17 protein-coding genes are annotated in these 15,716 nt (G+C 71.8%); 14 read left to right on the forward strand and 3 right to left on the reverse strand.

Annotation, left to right across the window (positions count from 1 at the left end; translation table 11 throughout):
* Positions 1 to 180: 180 nt before the first annotated feature.
* The gene (locus ACFW01_RS15725) at positions 181 to 1,968 is read left to right on the forward strand and encodes a serine/threonine-protein kinase (RefSeq protein WP_234959526.1); all 1,788 of its coding nucleotides are present in this window, start codon (positions 181 to 183) and stop codon (positions 1,966 to 1,968) included.
* Positions 1,969 to 2,214: 246 nt separating this feature from the next.
* Here ACFW01_RS15725 and ACFW01_RS15730 read toward each other — a convergent pair whose 3' ends face one another.
* Positions 2,215 to 2,979 carry an SLATT domain-containing protein gene (locus ACFW01_RS15730; protein WP_234959527.1) on the reverse strand — a complete coding sequence of 255 codons (765 nt, stop codon included), beginning with the start codon at positions 2,977 to 2,979 and terminating at the stop codon, positions 2,215 to 2,217.
* 245 nt (positions 2,980 to 3,224) lie between these two features.
* On the opposite strand from ACFW01_RS15730, the gene ACFW01_RS15735 reads away from it, so the two are divergent.
* The 3 genes from ACFW01_RS15735 to ACFW01_RS15745 all read left to right on the forward strand — a co-directional run bounded on the left by ACFW01_RS15735 (position 3,225) and on the right by ACFW01_RS15745 (position 4,894).
* A complete protein-coding gene (locus ACFW01_RS15735; RefSeq protein WP_234959396.1) occupies positions 3,225 to 3,569 on the forward strand; it encodes a YbaB/EbfC family nucleoid-associated protein in 345 nt (114 codons plus the stop codon).
* 73 nt (positions 3,570 to 3,642) lie between these two features.
* A complete protein-coding gene (gene recR, locus ACFW01_RS15740; protein WP_064729020.1) occupies positions 3,643 to 4,242 on the forward strand; it encodes a recombination mediator RecR in 600 nt (199 codons plus the stop codon).
* Entirely contained in the window at positions 4,235 to 4,894 is a 660-nt protein-coding gene (locus ACFW01_RS15745) for a DUF5063 domain-containing protein (protein ID WP_234959397.1), read from the forward strand. Before recR ends, ACFW01_RS15745 begins: the two co-directional genes overlap by 8 nt.
* Positions 4,895 to 4,916: 22 nt before the next feature.
* On the opposite strand, the gene ACFW01_RS15750 is transcribed toward ACFW01_RS15745, so the two are convergent.
* On the reverse strand, positions 4,917 to 5,555 hold the full coding sequence (locus tag ACFW01_RS15750; RefSeq protein WP_234959398.1) for a LysE family translocator: 639 nt from the start codon (positions 5,553 to 5,555) through the stop codon (positions 4,917 to 4,919).
* A 79-nt stretch (positions 5,556 to 5,634) separates the two neighbouring features.
* On the opposite strand from ACFW01_RS15750, the gene ACFW01_RS15755 reads away from it, so the two are divergent.
* The 9 genes from ACFW01_RS15755 to ACFW01_RS15795 all read left to right on the forward strand — a co-directional run bounded on the left by ACFW01_RS15755 (position 5,635) and on the right by ACFW01_RS15795 (position 12,711).
* Complete coding sequence (locus ACFW01_RS15755) at positions 5,635 to 5,934, forward strand: Scr1 family TA system antitoxin-like transcriptional regulator (protein ID WP_384504032.1); 300 nt, start codon at positions 5,635 to 5,637, stop codon at positions 5,932 to 5,934.
* Positions 5,927 to 6,112 carry a DUF397 domain-containing protein gene (locus tag ACFW01_RS15760; RefSeq protein ID WP_234959400.1) on the forward strand — a complete coding sequence of 62 codons (186 nt, stop codon included), beginning with the start codon at positions 5,927 to 5,929 and terminating at the stop codon, positions 6,110 to 6,112. Before ACFW01_RS15755 ends, ACFW01_RS15760 begins: the two co-directional genes overlap by 8 nt.
* Positions 6,113 to 6,347: 235 nt before the next feature.
* Positions 6,348 to 7,307 carry a hypothetical protein gene (locus ACFW01_RS15765; protein ID WP_384504034.1) on the forward strand — a complete coding sequence of 320 codons (960 nt, stop codon included), beginning with the start codon at positions 6,348 to 6,350 and terminating at the stop codon, positions 7,305 to 7,307.
* Positions 7,304 to 7,483, forward strand: a complete 180-nt coding sequence (locus ACFW01_RS15770) for a hypothetical protein (RefSeq protein WP_234959402.1) — start codon at positions 7,304 to 7,306, stop codon at positions 7,481 to 7,483. Before ACFW01_RS15765 ends, ACFW01_RS15770 begins: the two co-directional genes overlap by 4 nt.
* Complete coding sequence (locus ACFW01_RS15775) at positions 7,480 to 7,869, forward strand: twitching motility protein PilT (protein WP_384504036.1); 390 nt, start codon at positions 7,480 to 7,482, stop codon at positions 7,867 to 7,869. The genes ACFW01_RS15770 and ACFW01_RS15775 overlap by 4 nt, the downstream gene beginning before the upstream one ends.
* A 226-nt stretch (positions 7,870 to 8,095) precedes the next feature.
* Positions 8,096 to 9,373 (forward strand): aspartate kinase, encoded by a 1,278-nt coding sequence (locus ACFW01_RS15780; RefSeq protein ID WP_234959404.1) that lies wholly within the window; start codon positions 8,096 to 8,098, stop codon positions 9,371 to 9,373.
* A complete protein-coding gene (locus tag ACFW01_RS15785; RefSeq protein ID WP_384504038.1) occupies positions 9,373 to 10,440 on the forward strand; it encodes an aspartate-semialdehyde dehydrogenase in 1,068 nt (355 codons plus the stop codon). The genes ACFW01_RS15780 and ACFW01_RS15785 overlap by 1 nt, the downstream gene beginning before the upstream one ends.
* A gap of 514 nt (positions 10,441 to 10,954) precedes the next feature.
* Positions 10,955 to 11,530, forward strand: a complete 576-nt coding sequence (locus ACFW01_RS15790) for a SigE family RNA polymerase sigma factor (RefSeq protein WP_161332525.1) — start codon at positions 10,955 to 10,957, stop codon at positions 11,528 to 11,530.
* Between the two features lie 119 nt (positions 11,531 to 11,649).
* Positions 11,650 to 12,711 carry a hypothetical protein gene (locus ACFW01_RS15795; RefSeq protein ID WP_384504040.1) on the forward strand — a complete coding sequence of 354 codons (1,062 nt, stop codon included), beginning with the start codon at positions 11,650 to 11,652 and terminating at the stop codon, positions 12,709 to 12,711.
* Positions 12,712 to 12,736: 25 nt separating this feature from the next.
* Here ACFW01_RS15795 and ACFW01_RS15800 read toward each other — a convergent pair whose 3' ends face one another.
* Positions 12,737 to 13,609, reverse strand: a complete 873-nt coding sequence (locus ACFW01_RS15800) for an SURF1 family protein (RefSeq protein WP_234959407.1) — start codon at positions 13,607 to 13,609, stop codon at positions 12,737 to 12,739.
* 142 nt (positions 13,610 to 13,751) lie between these two features.
* Here ACFW01_RS15800 and ACFW01_RS15805 point away from each other — a divergent pair, with 142 nt between their 5' ends.
* The gene (locus tag ACFW01_RS15805) at positions 13,752 to 15,626 is read left to right on the forward strand and encodes a S9 family peptidase (protein WP_384504042.1); all 1,875 of its coding nucleotides are present in this window, start codon (positions 13,752 to 13,754) and stop codon (positions 15,624 to 15,626) included.
* Positions 15,627 to 15,716: the final 90 nt, after the last annotated feature.

Here is a 15,716-nt window from a genome sequence, read left to right on the forward strand (position 1 = left end):
GGTAGATGTCCGCGATGCGGAAACGGAATCGGCGTCTTGTCTGCGGTCCGGGGCTTTCCACGACAGGTTGTCGACAGGTCGTCGACGAGCGCGTGCCCGTCACCGGCAAGACCCCCGCGCGCGGGTGCGCGCCCGCACTATCCTCGGTCCGTTGCGCACGTTCGGGGGGAAGGCGGCGGCATGCACAAGCTGGGGGACGGGGATCCGCAGCACATCGGGGCGTACCGGCTGCTGGGGCGGCTGGGCGCGGGAGGCATGGGGCACGTCTACCTGGCCCGCTCGGACCGGGGACGCACCGTCGCCGTGAAACTGGTCCGCGAGGAGCTGGCCGCGCTTGAGGAGTTCCGGGAGCGCTTCCGGCAGGAGGTCGCGGCCGCCCGCCGGGTCGGCGGCCACTGGACCGCGCCCGTGCTGGACGCCGACACCGAGGCCGCCGTGCCCTGGCTCGCCACTGGGTACGTCGCCGGCCCCAGCCTCCAGCAGGTCGTCGGCCACGACCACGGCGCCCTGCCCGAGCGGTCGGTCCGCATCCTGGGCGCCGGTCTGGCGCACGCCCTCCAGGACATCCACGCCGCCGGGATCGTCCACCGCGACCTCAAGCCGTCCAACGTGCTCGTCACCATCGACGGACCCCGCGTCATCGACTTCGGCATCGCGCGGGCCCTCCAGACGGTCACCGACGGCGGGCTCACCCGCACCGGGGCGCTCGTCGGCTCGCCCGGTTTCATGGCGCCGGAGCAGGTGCGCGGCGACCGGATCACGCCCGCCTGCGACGTCTTCTGCCTCGGCTCCGTCCTCGCCTACGCCGCCACCGGCGCGCTGCCCTTCGGCACCGCCGACAGCGGCGTGCACGCGCTGATGTTCCGCATCGCGCAGGAGGAGCCCGACCTGGACGGTGTGCCCGAGGGCATCGCCGACCTGGTGCGCGACTGCCTGAAGAAGGACCCCGCCGCGCGACCCGTCCTCGCCGAGATCCTGGAGCGCACGGGCGCGCAGGACACGGTCACCGACGGCCGTTCCCGCGACCCGTGGCTGCCCGGCGCCCTGGTCGCCCAGCTCGGCCGGCACGCCGTACGGCTGCTGGACACGGAGAACCCGGAGGCGCCGGGTGGCACGTCCCCGCTCCCACAGTCCCCCGTGGCGGGACCCCCGCCACCGCGCGAGCCGGGCAGCGCAGGCGTCGCAGGGGGCGCAGGCGGGGGAGGCGGGGGAACCCCGCTGAACCACCTCCCCACCCTGGTCGCGGGCCAGAACCCGCCCTCCACACCCCCGCCCGCCCACGGGTACGCCGTCCCGGCCCCCGCCTGGAACGCGCCGCCGCCCTCCGGTCACCCGCAGCCGTACGGCGTCGGCGGCCCGACCCCGCCCTACGGGCCCCCACCGCCGTACGGCCCGCTCTACGACCCGCCCCGGAGAGGCCGCTCCACCGCGCTGCTGATCGCCGTCGCCCTGGTCGTCGCGCTCGGCGCCGGCGGCTCGGTCTACGCCCTGATGAGCGGGGGCGGCGACGACCGGGCCGACGGCGACCCCACGCCGACGCCGACTGCCTCCGGGTCCCGGAACACGGACGGATCGGCTCCGACCGTCGACGCGGACCAGCCGACCCGGCAGGGCGGCCCGATCCCGACGGCGTACCTGGGCACCTGGACCACCACCATCGACAACGCCTCCGGCGTCCACACCCGCACGCTGACCATCCGGCAGGGCGAGGTGGGAGACACGGTCCTGTCCCTCGCCGCCGACGGCCCCGCGGGCAACGGCACCTACCACTGCGTCTTCGAGGCCGACCTGACCGACACTCCGACCCCGGGCGGCCCCGTGACGGTCGGCCCCTCCACGGTGACCACGGGCCCGTCCACCACCTGCACCCCGGGCGCCCCCACGGAGGTCACCCTCCTGCCGAACGGCACCCTGAAACGCACGAACACGACGACGGGCGAAACCCTGACGTACACCCGCTCCTACTGAGCTGCGGGCGGCGATCCCGCTCAGCTGCGGGCAGTCACGCAGCCCACCCGCCCACCCCCACCCAGCTGCGGGCAGTCGTGCCGCTGGGGCGGCACGGGTGGGCGCAGCGGCACCCCGCCACGCCGGGCTGCGACACCCACCCCCGGCCCACCGCAACGCCGGCCACCCCACAGCCGACCTCACTGCACGCCGGTCACCCCACAGCCGACCTCACCGCACCGACCCCACCGCAACCCCAGTGGCACGTCACCGCGGCTCCGGCGGCCGCTGCCGAGGCATGTTCGGCCGAGCCCCGTTCGCCGGCGCCGGAAACCGCCCCGCCCCGGCCACCCCCGCCTCCGAGGACCGGCCGCCCGCCATCCCGCCCCCCACGCCCGACTGCAGCCCCAGCGGCGCCACCCCGGACCGGAAGTCCACCATCCAGTCCGCCGTCTCCGCCCGCACCAGCTCCGTCACGTCCTCCGAGAACCGCCGCAGGACCAGCAGGCACCGCTCGGCCGCCTCGCCGGCCGTACCGTCCGCCGGCCCCAGCACCTCCCGCACGCTCTCCGACGCCCAGTCGAACTGGAGCGCCTGGAGCCGCCGCTGCACCGCCTGCGCCGTGGCCACGTCCCGCATCCACCCGGACGTGACCCCGAAGTACCGGTCCCCGGCCACGCAGGCCACCGCGACCAGCAGCGCCAGATACCCCCAGGGAGCGACCCCGCCCACCAGCCCGGACATGTCGAGCAGCGGCAGCGCGGCCCCCGCGACCGCCCCCGCCGCCGCCCCGCACCGCAGCAGCACCGCACCCCGTCGCTTCCACACCCGGTCCGCCAGATACCAGGCCGCCGTGTCCAGCGCACCCCGCTCCACCCACCGGTACAGCTCGTCCAGCCGGTCGGCGGGCAGCGCCCAGTCGCCGAGCGGAAACGCCCGCCCGGCCAGGTCGCCCGGCCGCGCCCCGGCCGCCCCCTGCTCGCCCCGCCCGTCCTGCGGCGGCCCCTCGGGCTGCCTCTCCGGCTGACCCACCCGGCACTCCCTACTGCTCACCGTCCGCTCCTGCTCGGAACCCTTCCTACCGCCCAATGGGTGGCGAAGCCGTGGCTTCCGCCGTCTTTCCGCCCGTACGTGGGCCTTGATCAGGTATAGGACCCGGGCGACATCACTCGAAAGAGTGCTGGGGCGAGGGCCGCCCGGACCACGTAGGCTCGTGCCGAACGGGAAAATCCGCGACGAGCCGTCGAGCCGTCGAGCCGTAGCGACAGGAGCTGAACGTGATCCCCGGTGGTGGCCAGCCCAACATGCAGCAGCTGCTCCAGCAGGCCCAGAAAATGCAGCAGGACCTCGCGCAGGCCCAGGAGGAACTGGCACGGACAGAGGTCGAGGGCCAGTCGGGCGGCGGCCTGGTGAAGGCGACGGTCACCGGCTCCGGCGAGCTGCGCGGCCTCGTGATCGACCCGAAGGCGGTGGACCCCGAGGACACCGAGACCCTCGCCGACCTGGTCGTCGCCGCGGTCCAGGCGGCCAACGAGAACGCGCAGACCCTCCAGCAGGAGAAGCTCGGACCCCTCGCCCAGGGCATGGGCGGCGGCAGCGGCATCCCCGGCCTGCCTTTCTGAGTTCGCCTTTCTCAGACCGGCGGAAGCCATCTACCGTACGTAGTGCAGGAACGTCAGGAAGGACGGCAGTCCGTTGTACGAAGGCGTGGTCCAGGACCTCATCGACGAGCTCGGGCGCCTGCCCGGCGTCGGTCCCAAGAGCGCGCAGCGGATCGCCTTCCACGTCCTCCAGGCGGAACCGACCGACGTACGACGGCTCGCCCAGGCCCTCATGGAAGTGAAGGCAAAGGTCCGCTTCTGCGCGACCTGTGGGAACGTCGCGCAGGAGGAGCAGTGCAACATCTGCCGCGACCCCCGGCGCGACCCCGCCGTCATCTGCGTGGTGGAGGAGCCGAAGGACGTCGTCGCCATCGAGCGCACCCGTGAGTTCCGCGGGCGCTACCACGTGCTCGGCGGCGCGATCAGCCCGATCGACGGGGTCGGCCCCGACGATCTCCGCATCCGCGAGCTGCTGGCCCGCCTGGCCGACGGCACGGTGACGGAGCTGATCCTGGCCACGGACCCGAATCTGGAGGGCGAGGCCACGGCCACGTACCTCGCCCGCATGATCAAGCCCATGGGCCTCAAGGTCACCCGCCTGGCCAGCGGCCTCCCGGTGGGCGGCGACCTGGAATACGCGGACGAGGTGACCCTCGGCCGCGCCTTCGAGGGGAGACGACTCCTAGATGTCTGACGCCACGCTGCACGCGACCAACCAGAATCCCGACGACTTCGCGGTCCAGATCGCGGACCAGATCGAAAGCTTCCTGGTCGCGGTCACGGAAGTGGCCAAGGGCGACGAACCGGACTCGGCCGTCCCCTTCCTCCTCCTGGAGGTCTCCCAGCTGATGCTGGCCGGCGGCCGCCTGGGCGCCCACGAGGACATCGTCCCCGACGAGCGCTACGAGCCCGACCCGGGCCCGGAACTCGACGTGGACGAACTCCGCGAGAACCTCGCCCGCATCCTCGAGCCCGTCGACGTCTACTCCGAGGTCTTCGACCCCTACGAGCCGCGCAAGGCCCCCGTCCCGGCCCGCATCTCGGACGACCTCACCGACGTCATCACCGACCTCCGCCACGGCATGGTCCACTACAAGGCCGGCCGCACCACGGAGGCCCTGTGGTGGTGGCAGTTCTCCTACTTCTCCAACTGGGGCTCCACCGCCTCCGCCACCTTGCGCGCCCTCCAGTCGATCGTCGCCCACGTCCGCCTCAACCAGCCCCTGGCCGCCCTCGACGGCCTGGACACCGACGAGGACCTCGGCGACGACACCCTGGAAACGGAGGCCGGCCGGGTCATGGTGGAGGAGATCGCGGGCCCGCTGGGGCTGCGGCCGGTGACGTAGCAGAGGGGCCGGTCTCAGTCCCCTAGTCGGCGCGGCCGCTGACGGCCACCGACGCGCCGAGCCCGACCATGGCCAGCCCGCCGGTGCCACCGATCAACGCCGCCCGGCGGGGTGAACGGCCCAGCCAGTCACGCGCGCTGGCGGCGGTCAGCCCCCAGACCCCGTCGGAGAGTAGCTGCAACAGGGCGCCCGCCAGGCCCAGGACGAGCATCTGGGCGCCGACGTGACCGGCGTCGCGGTCGACGAACTGCGGCAGCACCGCGGTGAGGAAGACGACGCTCTTCGGGTTCGTCACCCCCACCACGAACCCGGCCCGGACCGACCCTCCAACCTGTTGCTCCGGGGCGGCGCTCGCCGGTACCGCCCGGTTCCTCCAGCTCGACCGCAATGCCTTCACTCCGAGGAAGACCAGATAGGCGGCGCCGGCCAGCTTGATCGTGTTGAAGAGCAGCACCGACCGCTCGACAGCGTTCCCGACCCCCAGCGCCACGGCCACCACCAGCACGTAGCCACCGAGCGCGTTGCCCAGCACGGAGGCCAGCGCCGGTCCGCGGCCGTGGGCCAGGGCACGTCCGACGACGAACAGCACGCTCGGTCCCGGAACGGCGGACAGCAGCAGCGACATGGTGCAGAAGGCGATCAGCTGGTTGATGTCGACCATGAACCGATCCTCTCCGGCCCGCGCGGAACCCACCAGAGCGACTTTCGCCCTAGGCCGTCACACGAAGAGCACGCGCCAGGTGGTGGACGACGAACAGTTGCAACGCCTGCTGGAGGTCTCCCGACAGCGCAACGTGGTGTTGCAGGTGCTGCCCTTCGAGAGGGCGTTCGCCAATGCCCTGGAAGGGCCGATGGTGCTGCTGGAGGGCCCGGACCACGAGAGGTGCGCCTTCATGGAGGGCGGATTGGCGAGCGAATTCTCGGCCGATCCAGGTGTTGTCAGCCGCGTCACCGAGCGGCTAAGCATGATCCGCACGCGGGCCCTCGACCCCGATGAGACGGCCCGCTTGATCGAGCGGATGGTGGGTCAGCGTGAGTGATCAGTTGAAGTGGTTCAAATCGAGCTACAGCGACAGCGAGGGCGGGAACTGCGTCGAGGTCGCCCACGACGACGCCATCCACATCCGCGACTCCAAGTCGGTGGCTTCCGGCCCCGAGTTCCAGGTCTCGCCCTCCACCTGGTCGGCGTTCATCGCCGCAGTTCAGCCCGGAGCTTGAGCCCCGGGACCCGAGCTCTTCCCCTGGGTTTTCTGGTCTGGTTGAAACTCCCAACCAACCAAGTGTGTAGCTGAGTTGAGGCGTCGTACCTCGAAAGAGTGACGTTGCGTGATCGGCTTGCGGCGTTGCGTGAAACGGCTCTAGGTTCGCGGCAATCGCCCAGTGAATATGTCGGCCCCGGCGGTGCTACGAACACCAATCCGGGGCCTGACCGACGCATCGAAGGAAAAGTTCGATGGTGGCTTACGCCAACCCTAGTCCTGCCCTCCCCTCCCCGTCCCACCCCATGGCCAATCCGGGGTATGGAAAGCGCCTCGCAGGTGACGAAAACCCGGTCGCGGACCCGGACTTCGCACACCTGACCCCTCGGGACGCCGAGGTCGCCGTCTTCATCGACCACTTGGGCACCGGCCACGCGATGGGCCACAAGGTCCTCGCCGCTGCGCACCCGCGCTACGGCCAGCAGGCGGTGCGCACCTCGCTGGGCCGCATCATCCAAGCCGGCCACCTGCGCTGGATCAAGGAACACATCACCGTCGAGGACCACACCATGCGGTGGGTCACGCGGACGTACTGGTCGCGTACCCGCAGGCCGGCGCAGTGGTGGGCGGAGTTCGCGCGGGAGCGGCACGGCACGGACGTGACCTGGGACCACCAGCCCGGCCTGGCCCGGGTCGAAGAGACGACGGCCGCCCCCGTACCGGACGTGACCGAGCCCGATCCCGGGCCGGAACGCGCCCCTGAACCCGCACCCGAACCCGAATCCGAGCCGCTCGGCGTCGCGTACCGCACCCTCAGCGCACTGCGCACCGTCGAGCCGCGTATGGCGCTCAGCGACGGCGACTGCGGTGCCCTCGAACCCCTCGCCGAGGAGTGGCTGTCGCGCGGTGCGACGCCGAAGGACATCACCCGAGCCCTGACCGAAGGGCTCCCACCCAATGTCAGCAGCCCGGGCGGTTTCGCCCGCCGACGGCTGGAGTCGAAGATGCCCCCGAAGCAGCGCACGCCCCGCGCCAAGGTGACCCGCGTGCTCATGGTCTGCGGGATCTGCGAACAGGACGAACGCACGGTGAAGCTCGACCGCGGCATCTGCGAGGAGTGCCTTGCCGTGGACGACGAGTCGGAGGAGGGGCCCGGCTTCGTGCCCGACACCTTCCTCCGCGTGCCCGGCCGGTGGAACCGATCTCCTCAGTGATCAGCCGAGCCCTGGAGCAGTACCTGGACGACCGCCGCGTACTCCGTGCGGGCCTGCGGGCGATGGCGGACTACGAGTCGGAGTACGGGCCGTTCTCCGAGGCGGAGATGGCCGAGGCGGATGCCCGCGTGGCGGGCCTCTTCGGGCGACCCGGTGAGGAGCGGCGCACCGCATGAGCCACGTGGTCTACGACAGCGGCGCGCTGATCGCCGCCGCGAAGAACGACCGCCGCTTTCTCGGCCGCCACAAGGCGTTGCTGCTGGGCGGGCACATCCCGCTGGTACCGGCGGGCGTGCTGGCGCGGTGCTGGGACGGGCGTGCCTCGGCGGCGATGCTGCACTGGACGCTGAGCGGCTGCCGGGTCACTCCCTTGACGGAGTCCGGGGCGAAGGCGGCGGCCGTGCTCTGCCACCGGAACAAGACCTCCGACGTCATCGACGCCACCGTCGTCCTCGCCTCCATCGCCTACGACGACGCCCCCATCCTCACGGACGACCTGGGCGACATCCGCTCCCTGGCGGCCTGCGCGGGCCGGGAGCGGATCCACGTGGAGCGCCCGTGAGGGGCCCAGGGTGCGGGCTTTACGGAACGGAAAGAAACTTGTGAACGTGTGACACACCGCACTTTCCCGAGTGACCCGCGTCCGGTTGGGCATGAGCCAGCCTGAGCGAGTACCCGGGTCTCACCATGCGATACCGCAGGGGCGAAACCCGGACGCTCGGTAAAATGAGCCGACCGCAGTACATATACGTACGTGCGGAAAGAGACGGATTGAGCGAGGAGCGCACGTGGGCCTTGTCGTGCAGAAGTACGGAGGCTCCTCCGTAGCCGATGCCGAGGGCATCAAGCGCGTCGCCAAGCGGATCGTGGAAGCGAAGAAGAACGGCAACCAGGTGGTCGCCGTCGTTTCCGCGATGGGCGACACGACGGACGAGCTGATCGATCTCGCCGAGCAGGTTTCCCCGATCCCTGCCGGGCGCGAACTCGACATGCTGCTGACCGCCGGAGAGCGTATCTCCATGGCGCTGCTGGCCATGGCGATCAAAAACCTGGGCCACGAGGCCCAGTCGTTCACCGGCAGCCAGGCCGGAGTCATCACCGACTCGGTCCACAACAAGGCCCGGATCATCGACGTGACCCCGGGGCGCATCAAGACCTCGGTGGACGAGGGCAACGTCGCGATCGTGGCCGGCTTCCAGGGCGTCAGCCAGGACAGCAAGGACATCACCACGCTCGGGCGTGGCGGGTCCGACACGACCGCCGTGGCCCTCGCCGCCGCGCTCGACGCGGACGTCTGCGAGATCTACACCGACGTCGACGGCGTGTTCACCGCCGACCCGCGCGTCGTGAAGAAGGCGAAGAAGATCGACTGGATCTCCTTCGAGGACATGCTGGAGCTCGCGGCCAGCGGTTCCAAGGTGCTCCTCCACCGCTGTGTGGAGTACGCCCGCCGGTACAACATCCCGATCCACGTCCGGTCCAGCTTCAGCGGGCTCCAGGGCACGTGGGTCAGCAGCGAGCCGATCAAGCAAGGGGAAAAGCAGGTGGAGCAGGCCCTCATCTCCGGAGTCGCACACGACACCTCGGAGGCCAAGGTCACGGTCGTCGGCGTGCCGGACAAGCCGGGCGAGGCCGCCGCGATCTTCCGGTCGATCGCGGACGCCCAGGTCAACATCGACATGGTCGTGCAGAACGTGTCCGCCGCCTCCACGGGCCTGACGGACATCTCCTTCACGCTGCCGAAGTCCGAGGGCCGCAAGGCCATCGACGCGCTGGAGAAGAACCGCGCCGGCATCGGCTTCGACTCGCTGCGCTACGACGACCAGATCGGCAAGATCTCCCTGGTCGGCGCGGGTATGAAGAGCCACCCGGGCGTCACCGCCGACTTCTTCACGGCACTCTCCGACGCCGGGGTGAACATCGAGCTGATCTCGACCTCCGAGATCCGCATCTCGGTCGTCACCCGCAAGGACGACGTGAACGAGGCCGTGCGCGCCGTGCACTCCGCCTTCGGTCTCGACTCCGACAGCGATGAGGCAGTCGTCTACGGGGGCACCGGCCGCTGATGTCCGTCACCGCACGGGACGGGCGGCCCACGCTCGCCGTCGTGGGAGCGACCGGTGCCGTCGGCACGGTCATGCTCACGATCCTGTCCCAGCACGCGGACGTCTGGGGCGACATCCGCCTGATCGCCTCGCCGCGCTCGGCCGGCCGCAAGCTGGCCGTGCGCGGTGAGGAGGTCGAGGTCGTCGCGCTCACCGAGGAGGCCTTCGACGGCGTCGACGTCGCCATGTTCGACGTCCCCGACGAGGTCGCCGCGCAGTGGGCGCCGGTCGCCGCCGCCAAGGGCGTGGTGGTGGTCGACAACTCCGGCGCGTTCCGGATGGACCCGGACGTGCCGCTGGTCGTGCCCGAGGTCAACCCGCACGCGCTGCGGATGCGGCCGCGCGGCATCGTCGCCAACCCGAACTGCACGACCCTCTCCATGATCGTGGCGACGGGCGCGCTGCACGCCGAGTTCGGGCTGCGCGAGCTGGTCGTCTCCTCGTACCAGGCGGTGAGCGGGGCCGGCCGGGACGGCGTGGACACGCTGCGCCGGCAGGTGTCCCTGGTGGCCGGTACCGAGCTGGGGACGCACCCCGGTGACGTGCGGCGGGCCGTCGGTGACGACACCGGGCCGTTCCCGGAGCCGGTCGCGCTGAACGTCGTACCGTGGGCCGGGTCGCTGCGCGAGGACGGCTGGTCGTCGGAGGAGATGAAGGTGCGGGACGAGTCCCGCAAGATCCTCGGGCTGCCGCAGCTTCCGGTGGCGGTGACGTGTGTGCGGGTTCCCGTGGTCACCACGCATTCCCTGACCGTGCACGCCCGTTTCGAGGGCGAGGTCACCGTCGACCGGGCCCGGGAGATCCTGGCCACCGCGCCCGGCGTCGTCCTCTTCGACAACCCGGCCGCGGGGGAGTTCCCCACCCCGGCCGACGTGGTCGGCACCGACCCCACCTGGGTGGGGCGGGTACGGCGGGCGCTGGACGACCCGACGGCGCTGGAACTCTTCGTGTGCGGGGACAACCTGCGCAAGGGCGCCGCGCTGAACACCGCGCAGATCGCGGAGTTGGTGGCCGCCGAGTTCGCCTGAACCTCCATCAGGCTCCATCAGATCCCATCAGGCCCCATCAGAGGGGCGATATGCCCTGGCCACCGTGGGTTTCCTTTGTAGGATCTGTGGACGAGATGTGATCCGGAAGTTGGTCCGGACTACTTGTACCCGGCACCTGTGCCGTCAGAGGATTTCCTCCCCGCCCTCCGCAACCGTGCGGAAGGCGGGGAGCGTCTTTGCGGTCACCCATTCGGGACGCGAAGACGCATGGGTCGGCGTGGGGACGCCGAGGACGGGCGTGGGGACGCTCGTGCACATGCGACATAGGGGAAGAGCGGACGATGAGGGCGTATGACGCACCGTCAGCCGGGCGGCTGCCCGACGGACAGGACCGACACGGGAACGTGACGCCCGGCACGTACAACCCTCACGGGGGCCGGCGTGTCCAACAGGCGTGGCAGAGGTACTCGAATTCACCGCATCGACGCGTGGCCCCGCTGTGCGGGCCCCCGGCCGGTCAGTCCGTCCCCGTGTGGCCGGTCCGGCCGGTGGCATGCCGGTGATCGCGCCGATGCCAGCAGCGCGGCCGGCCCGCATTTCGAACCAGCGCGACGGCGCCGACGACACGGTGGCGGCGGGTACCACCGTCGACCACCTCACCGAGACGTACCGGGCGCACTACCGGTCGCTGCTCGGCCTCGCGGCCCTGCTCCTCGACGACACCGCCTCCTGCGAGGACGTCGTCCAGGAGGCGTTCATCCGCGTGCACTCCGCGCGCAAACGCGTCCGCGACCCGGAGAAGACCCTGGCGTATCTGCGCCAGACCGTCGTCAACCTGTCGCGTTCGGCGCTGCGCCGCCGCATCCTGGGCCTCAAGCTGCTCTCCAAGCCGATGCCGGACATGGCGAGCGCGGAGGAGGGCGCCTACGACCAGTTGGAGCGCGACTCCCTGATCAAGGCGATGAAGGGACTCCAGCGCCGCCAGCGCGAGGTCCTGGTCCTGCGCTACTTCGCCGACATGACCGAGGCGCAGGTCGCCGAGACGCTCGGCATATCCCTCGGCTCGGTGAAGGCGTACGGTTCACGCGGCATCGCGGCGCTCAGGGTGGCCATGGAGGCACCGGCATGAGTGACGGCGACCAGCACGTGCCGCGGGAAGAAGACGCAACACCCGAACCGGGCCCGCCGGACGGACCGGCCGGGCACGGGCAAGAGCAACCGAATCACACGCACACTGGGAACGGAACTGTGAACCACGGCCCCGCCGACCAGGGCCCCGGCCCGCGAGGGCAGGACGGGCCCGACGCCGACGAGGCGGCGCTGCGCCGGATGCTGCAGCAGGCCGTCCAGGACGTCGAGCCGAGCGACGGCACCCTGGAACACCTGCGCCGCGCGGTACCCGCCCGGCGGGCCCGCAAGCGCCAGGCCGTCGTCGGGATGGCCGCCGCCGCCCTTTTCATCGGCACCGCGGTCCCCGCTCTCGTGCACGTCTCCAACTCCACCGGCCCGGGCGCCGACCCCTCCGTCGCGGGTCACGCCTCACAGGCCCAGGGCGGCGCCTCCCAGGGCAAGGACCCGGCCGGCGGCCAGAGCGGCGTCATCGGCTCCCCGGGCACCGCCGAGGGGAAGGACCGCACCGACCCCGAGAAGACGCCCGAAGGCGAGCAGAGCGGCGCGGCCACGGGTTCCGCACCGGGGACGGCCCCCTCGCCCAGCGTCGTGCCCGACGTTCCGGCGTGTGCGCCGAAGCAGCTCGGGGCGGCCGTCGCCAGCATCGCCGAGCCCGACTCGGCGGGTGTGGTCTACGGCTCGTTCCGGGTCACCAACGTCTCCTCGGCCGGCTGCACCGTCACCGGCCCCGGCAACGTGGCCACCGCCTCGCAGGGAGCCGCGGACCGCTCCAGGATCGGCACCGCACGGCATGTGGCGGGTGACGCCGCGGCCGGACTGCCCGACCCGTCCCTGGAGACGCCGGCCCTGACCCTGGCGCCGGCCTCCGGGTACGAGGTGCAGTTCGCCTGGGTGCCCTCGGAGACCTGTCCCACCACGGGCGGCACCACCGGGGGCAGCACCGGCGAGCCCTCGCCCGACCCCTCGCCCACCGGCGACACGACCGCCGCGGGCGGATCCTCCGCGGGGGGCGCCGACGCCGGCCCCACGACCCAGCTGCTCAGCGAGGACGGACCGGCGGACGGAAGCGTGTCGGTGACCTACACCCCGGAGGGCGGATCCGGATCGGCCACGGCCACGGTGTCCAACGCGTGCGTGGGCACCGTGTACTGGACGGGTGTGCTGGCGGGCACGGAGTAGTAGGGGGTAGTAAGGGGGCGCCCGCTCAGGCGTTGGACGGGCTGGGCCGCGCCGCCCGCTCGGTCTCTTCCCCGGCGCTCTCGGCGTCGGCCTCGGCGGCCTCGGTGCCGGCCTTGGCGGCGTCGGCGTCCTGCGCCTCCTCGACCGTCAGCCCCAGCTGCGCGTCCCGGGCGAGTTCGACCTCGCGGCGCAGCAGCCGGAACCACATGAAGATCACGAAGCCCACGAAGGCGAACCACTCGGCGGTGTACCCGAGGTTCTGGAACGCCTTCAGATCGAGGCCGCTGTTCTGCGGCTCGCTGACGGGCACGGCCCGCATCCCGGAGTCGCCGCTGTTCAGCGTGACCCACGCGTCGTACACGTCGTACGGCACGAGGTTCAGCAGCGTCGCCGCGCTGATCGAGCCGGTCTGCCCGGCGGGCCATCCGGAGCGTCCGCTGACGCCGTTGCTGCCCGGTGACTCCGGGGCCTGGAGCGCCCCCGTGACGGTGACCTCGCCGGCGGGCGGGGCCGGGACCTTCGCCGGGTCGGGTGCGCCCGGCAGCCAGCCGCGTACGACCGGCAGCGCGCGGCCGTCGTCGGTGCGCAGCAGCGTGAGGACGTAGTAGCCCTCCCGGTCGTCCAGCTTCCGCTCGGGGACGAGCAGCTGGTCGTCGTACCGGCCGGTGACGGTGGTCTGCTTGCCGACCGTGGACTTGTCCAGCGGCAGCAGCTCGTCCAGCGCGCGGGGCGCGTCCCGGCGGGCCTCCTCGTGCTGGGTGGCCACGGTCTCGTGGTCCTGCACGCGGTCCTCGAAGCGGCCCAGCTGCCAGGAACCCATGAAGATGCAGAAGGGGATGGCCAGGACGACGAAGACGTTGATCCCCCACCATCGGGGCGTCAGCAGAAACCGGTACACGCCCCCACGGTACGGGGCGGGCCGGTGCGCCCCCGCTTCGGGGCTGTGGAAAACGTGCGGGCCGGCGGGTGGACGGGCGAGGTTGTCCACAGGCTGGGGATCCCGTCTGCGCGCTGTCGTCGGGTCGGGGCAGTATGGGGCCATGACTGAGAGCAACGGATCCGTTCGATCGGACAAGTCGTCGGGCAAGCCGTCGGACGAGGCGTCGGACGAGCGGCAGACGCAGGGCGAGCAGATGCCCGAGTGGGAGAAGCGGTTTCGGGCGCCCAGGGTGTCTCTTCCCGACTGGGCCGAGGACGCCCCGGACCGCTCCCTGTTCGTGTCGAACGCGACGGGGACGTACGAGCTGTATGCCTGGGACCGCTCGTCCGGTGACCAGCGCCAGGTCACCGACCGGCCCAACGGCACGACGGACGGCGTGCTCTCGCCCGACGGCGACTGGATCTGGTGGTTCGACGACAAGGACGGCGACGAGTTCGGCGTCTGGCGCCGCCAGCCCTTCGCGGGCGGGGCGGACGAGGCGGCCGTGCCGGGCCTCGACCCCTCCTACCCGGCGGGCCTCGCCCTCGGCCGGGACGGGCGTACGGCGGTGGTCGGCCGCTCCACCGACGAGGAGGGTACGACCATCCACCTCGCGCGCGGGGACGGCGCCGCCCCGGCGGAGATCTACCGGCACCGCGAGTCCGCGGGCGTCGGCGACCTCTCGCACGACGGCACGCTGATCGCGATCGAGCACACCGAGCACGGCGACGCGATGCACTCGGCGCTGCGCGTGCTGCGCCCCGACGGCACGACCGTCGCCGAGCTGGACGACACGGAGGGCGGCGAGGAGGAGCTGGGCCTGGAGGTCCTGGGCTTCGCGCCGGTCGACGGCGACACCCGCCTGCTCATCGGGCACCAGCGCCGGGGCCGCTGGGAGCCGCTGGTGTGGGACGTGGCGACGGGGGAGCAGACCGACCTCGCCCTGGAGCTGCCGGGCGACGTCAGCGCCGAGTGGTTCCCGGACGGCAGCGCCCTGCTGATCGTGCACGACTTCGAGGCCCGCAGCGAGCTGTTCCGCTACGACTTCGCCGAGCGCGAGCCGGCCGAGATCGAGACGCCCACGGGCACCGTCTCCGGGGCGACGGCCCGCCCGGACGGCACCGTGGAGTACCTGTGGTCCTCGGCCGCCGAGCCCTCGGCCGTCCGCTCCACCACCGGCCGCGTCGTCCTGGACCCGCCCGGCATGAAGTCGCCGCGCTCGGTCCCGGTGGAGGACGTGTGGGTGGAGGGCCCCGGCGGCCGCATCCACGCCCTGGTCCAGAAGCCCGCCGGCACGACCGGCCCGCTCCCGACGGTCTTCGACATCCACGGCGGCCCGACCTGGCACGACAGCGACTCCTTCGCCGCCGGCCCGGCCGCCTGGGTGGACCACGGATACGCGGTGGTCCGCGTCAACTACCGGGGCTCCACCGGGTACGGACGCGCCTGGACCGACGCCCTCAAGCACCGGGTGGGACTCATCGAGCTGGAGGACATCGCGGCGGTGCGCGAGTGGGCGGTCACGTCCGGCCTCGCCGACCCCGGCCGCCTCATCCTCACCGGCGGCTCCTGGGGCGGGTACCTCACGCTCCTCGGCATCGGTACCCAGCCCGAGGCGTGGACGCTGGGCATCGCCGCCGTCCCGGTCGCCGACTACGTCACCGCGTACCACGACGAGATGGAGGGCCTGAAGGCCCTCGACCGCACCCTGCTGGGCGGCACCCCCGAGGAGGTCCCCGAGCGCTTCGAGGCGTCCTCCCCGCTGACCTACGTCGACGACGTCAAGGCCCCCGTCTACATCTCCGCCGGGGTCAACGACCCACGCTGCCCGATCCGCCAGGTCGAGAACTACGTCAAGCGCCTGGAGTCCCGCGGCGCCCTCCACGAGATCTACCGCTACGACGCGGGGCACGGCTCCCTGGTGGTCGACGAACGCATCAAGCAAGTCCGCCTGGAGCTGGACTTCGCGGAGAGGTATCTGCCGAAGGGCGCCTAGTAGTGCTTGGTCATGTGCGGTCTGGGATGGCGTGTCTTCTTGATCGGTCGTGTCGTTGATCGGGTGTGCTGGGTGGGGAGTTGGCTGCGG

Source organism: Streptomyces sp. NPDC058985, from assembly GCF_042740985.1.
Lineage (GTDB): Bacteria > Actinomycetota > Actinomycetes > Streptomycetales > Streptomycetaceae > Streptomyces.

Excerpts from the sequence above, each read along its gene's own strand:
- ACFW01_RS15725 (WP_234959526.1), top strand. The coding sequence starts at position 181 with ATGCACAAGCTGGGGGACGGGGATCCGCAGCACATCGGGGCGTACCGG.
- ACFW01_RS15745 (WP_234959397.1), top strand. The coding sequence starts at position 4,235 with ATGTCTGACGCCACGCTGCACGCGACCAACCAGAATCCCGACGACTTC.
- ACFW01_RS15750 (WP_234959398.1), bottom strand. The coding sequence starts at position 5,555 with ATGGTCGACATCAACCAGCTGATCGCCTTCTGCACCATGTCGCTGCTG.
- ACFW01_RS15765 (WP_384504034.1), top strand. The coding sequence starts at position 6,348 with ATGGTGGCTTACGCCAACCCTAGTCCTGCCCTCCCCTCCCCGTCCCAC.
- ACFW01_RS15775 (WP_384504036.1), top strand. The coding sequence starts at position 7,480 with ATGAGCCACGTGGTCTACGACAGCGGCGCGCTGATCGCCGCCGCGAAG.
- ACFW01_RS15785 (WP_384504038.1), top strand. The coding sequence starts at position 9,373 with ATGTCCGTCACCGCACGGGACGGGCGGCCCACGCTCGCCGTCGTGGGA.
- ACFW01_RS15790 (WP_161332525.1), top strand. The coding sequence starts at position 10,955 with ATGCCGGTGATCGCGCCGATGCCAGCAGCGCGGCCGGCCCGCATTTCG.
- ACFW01_RS15805 (WP_384504042.1), top strand. The coding sequence starts at position 13,752 with ATGACTGAGAGCAACGGATCCGTTCGATCGGACAAGTCGTCGGGCAAG.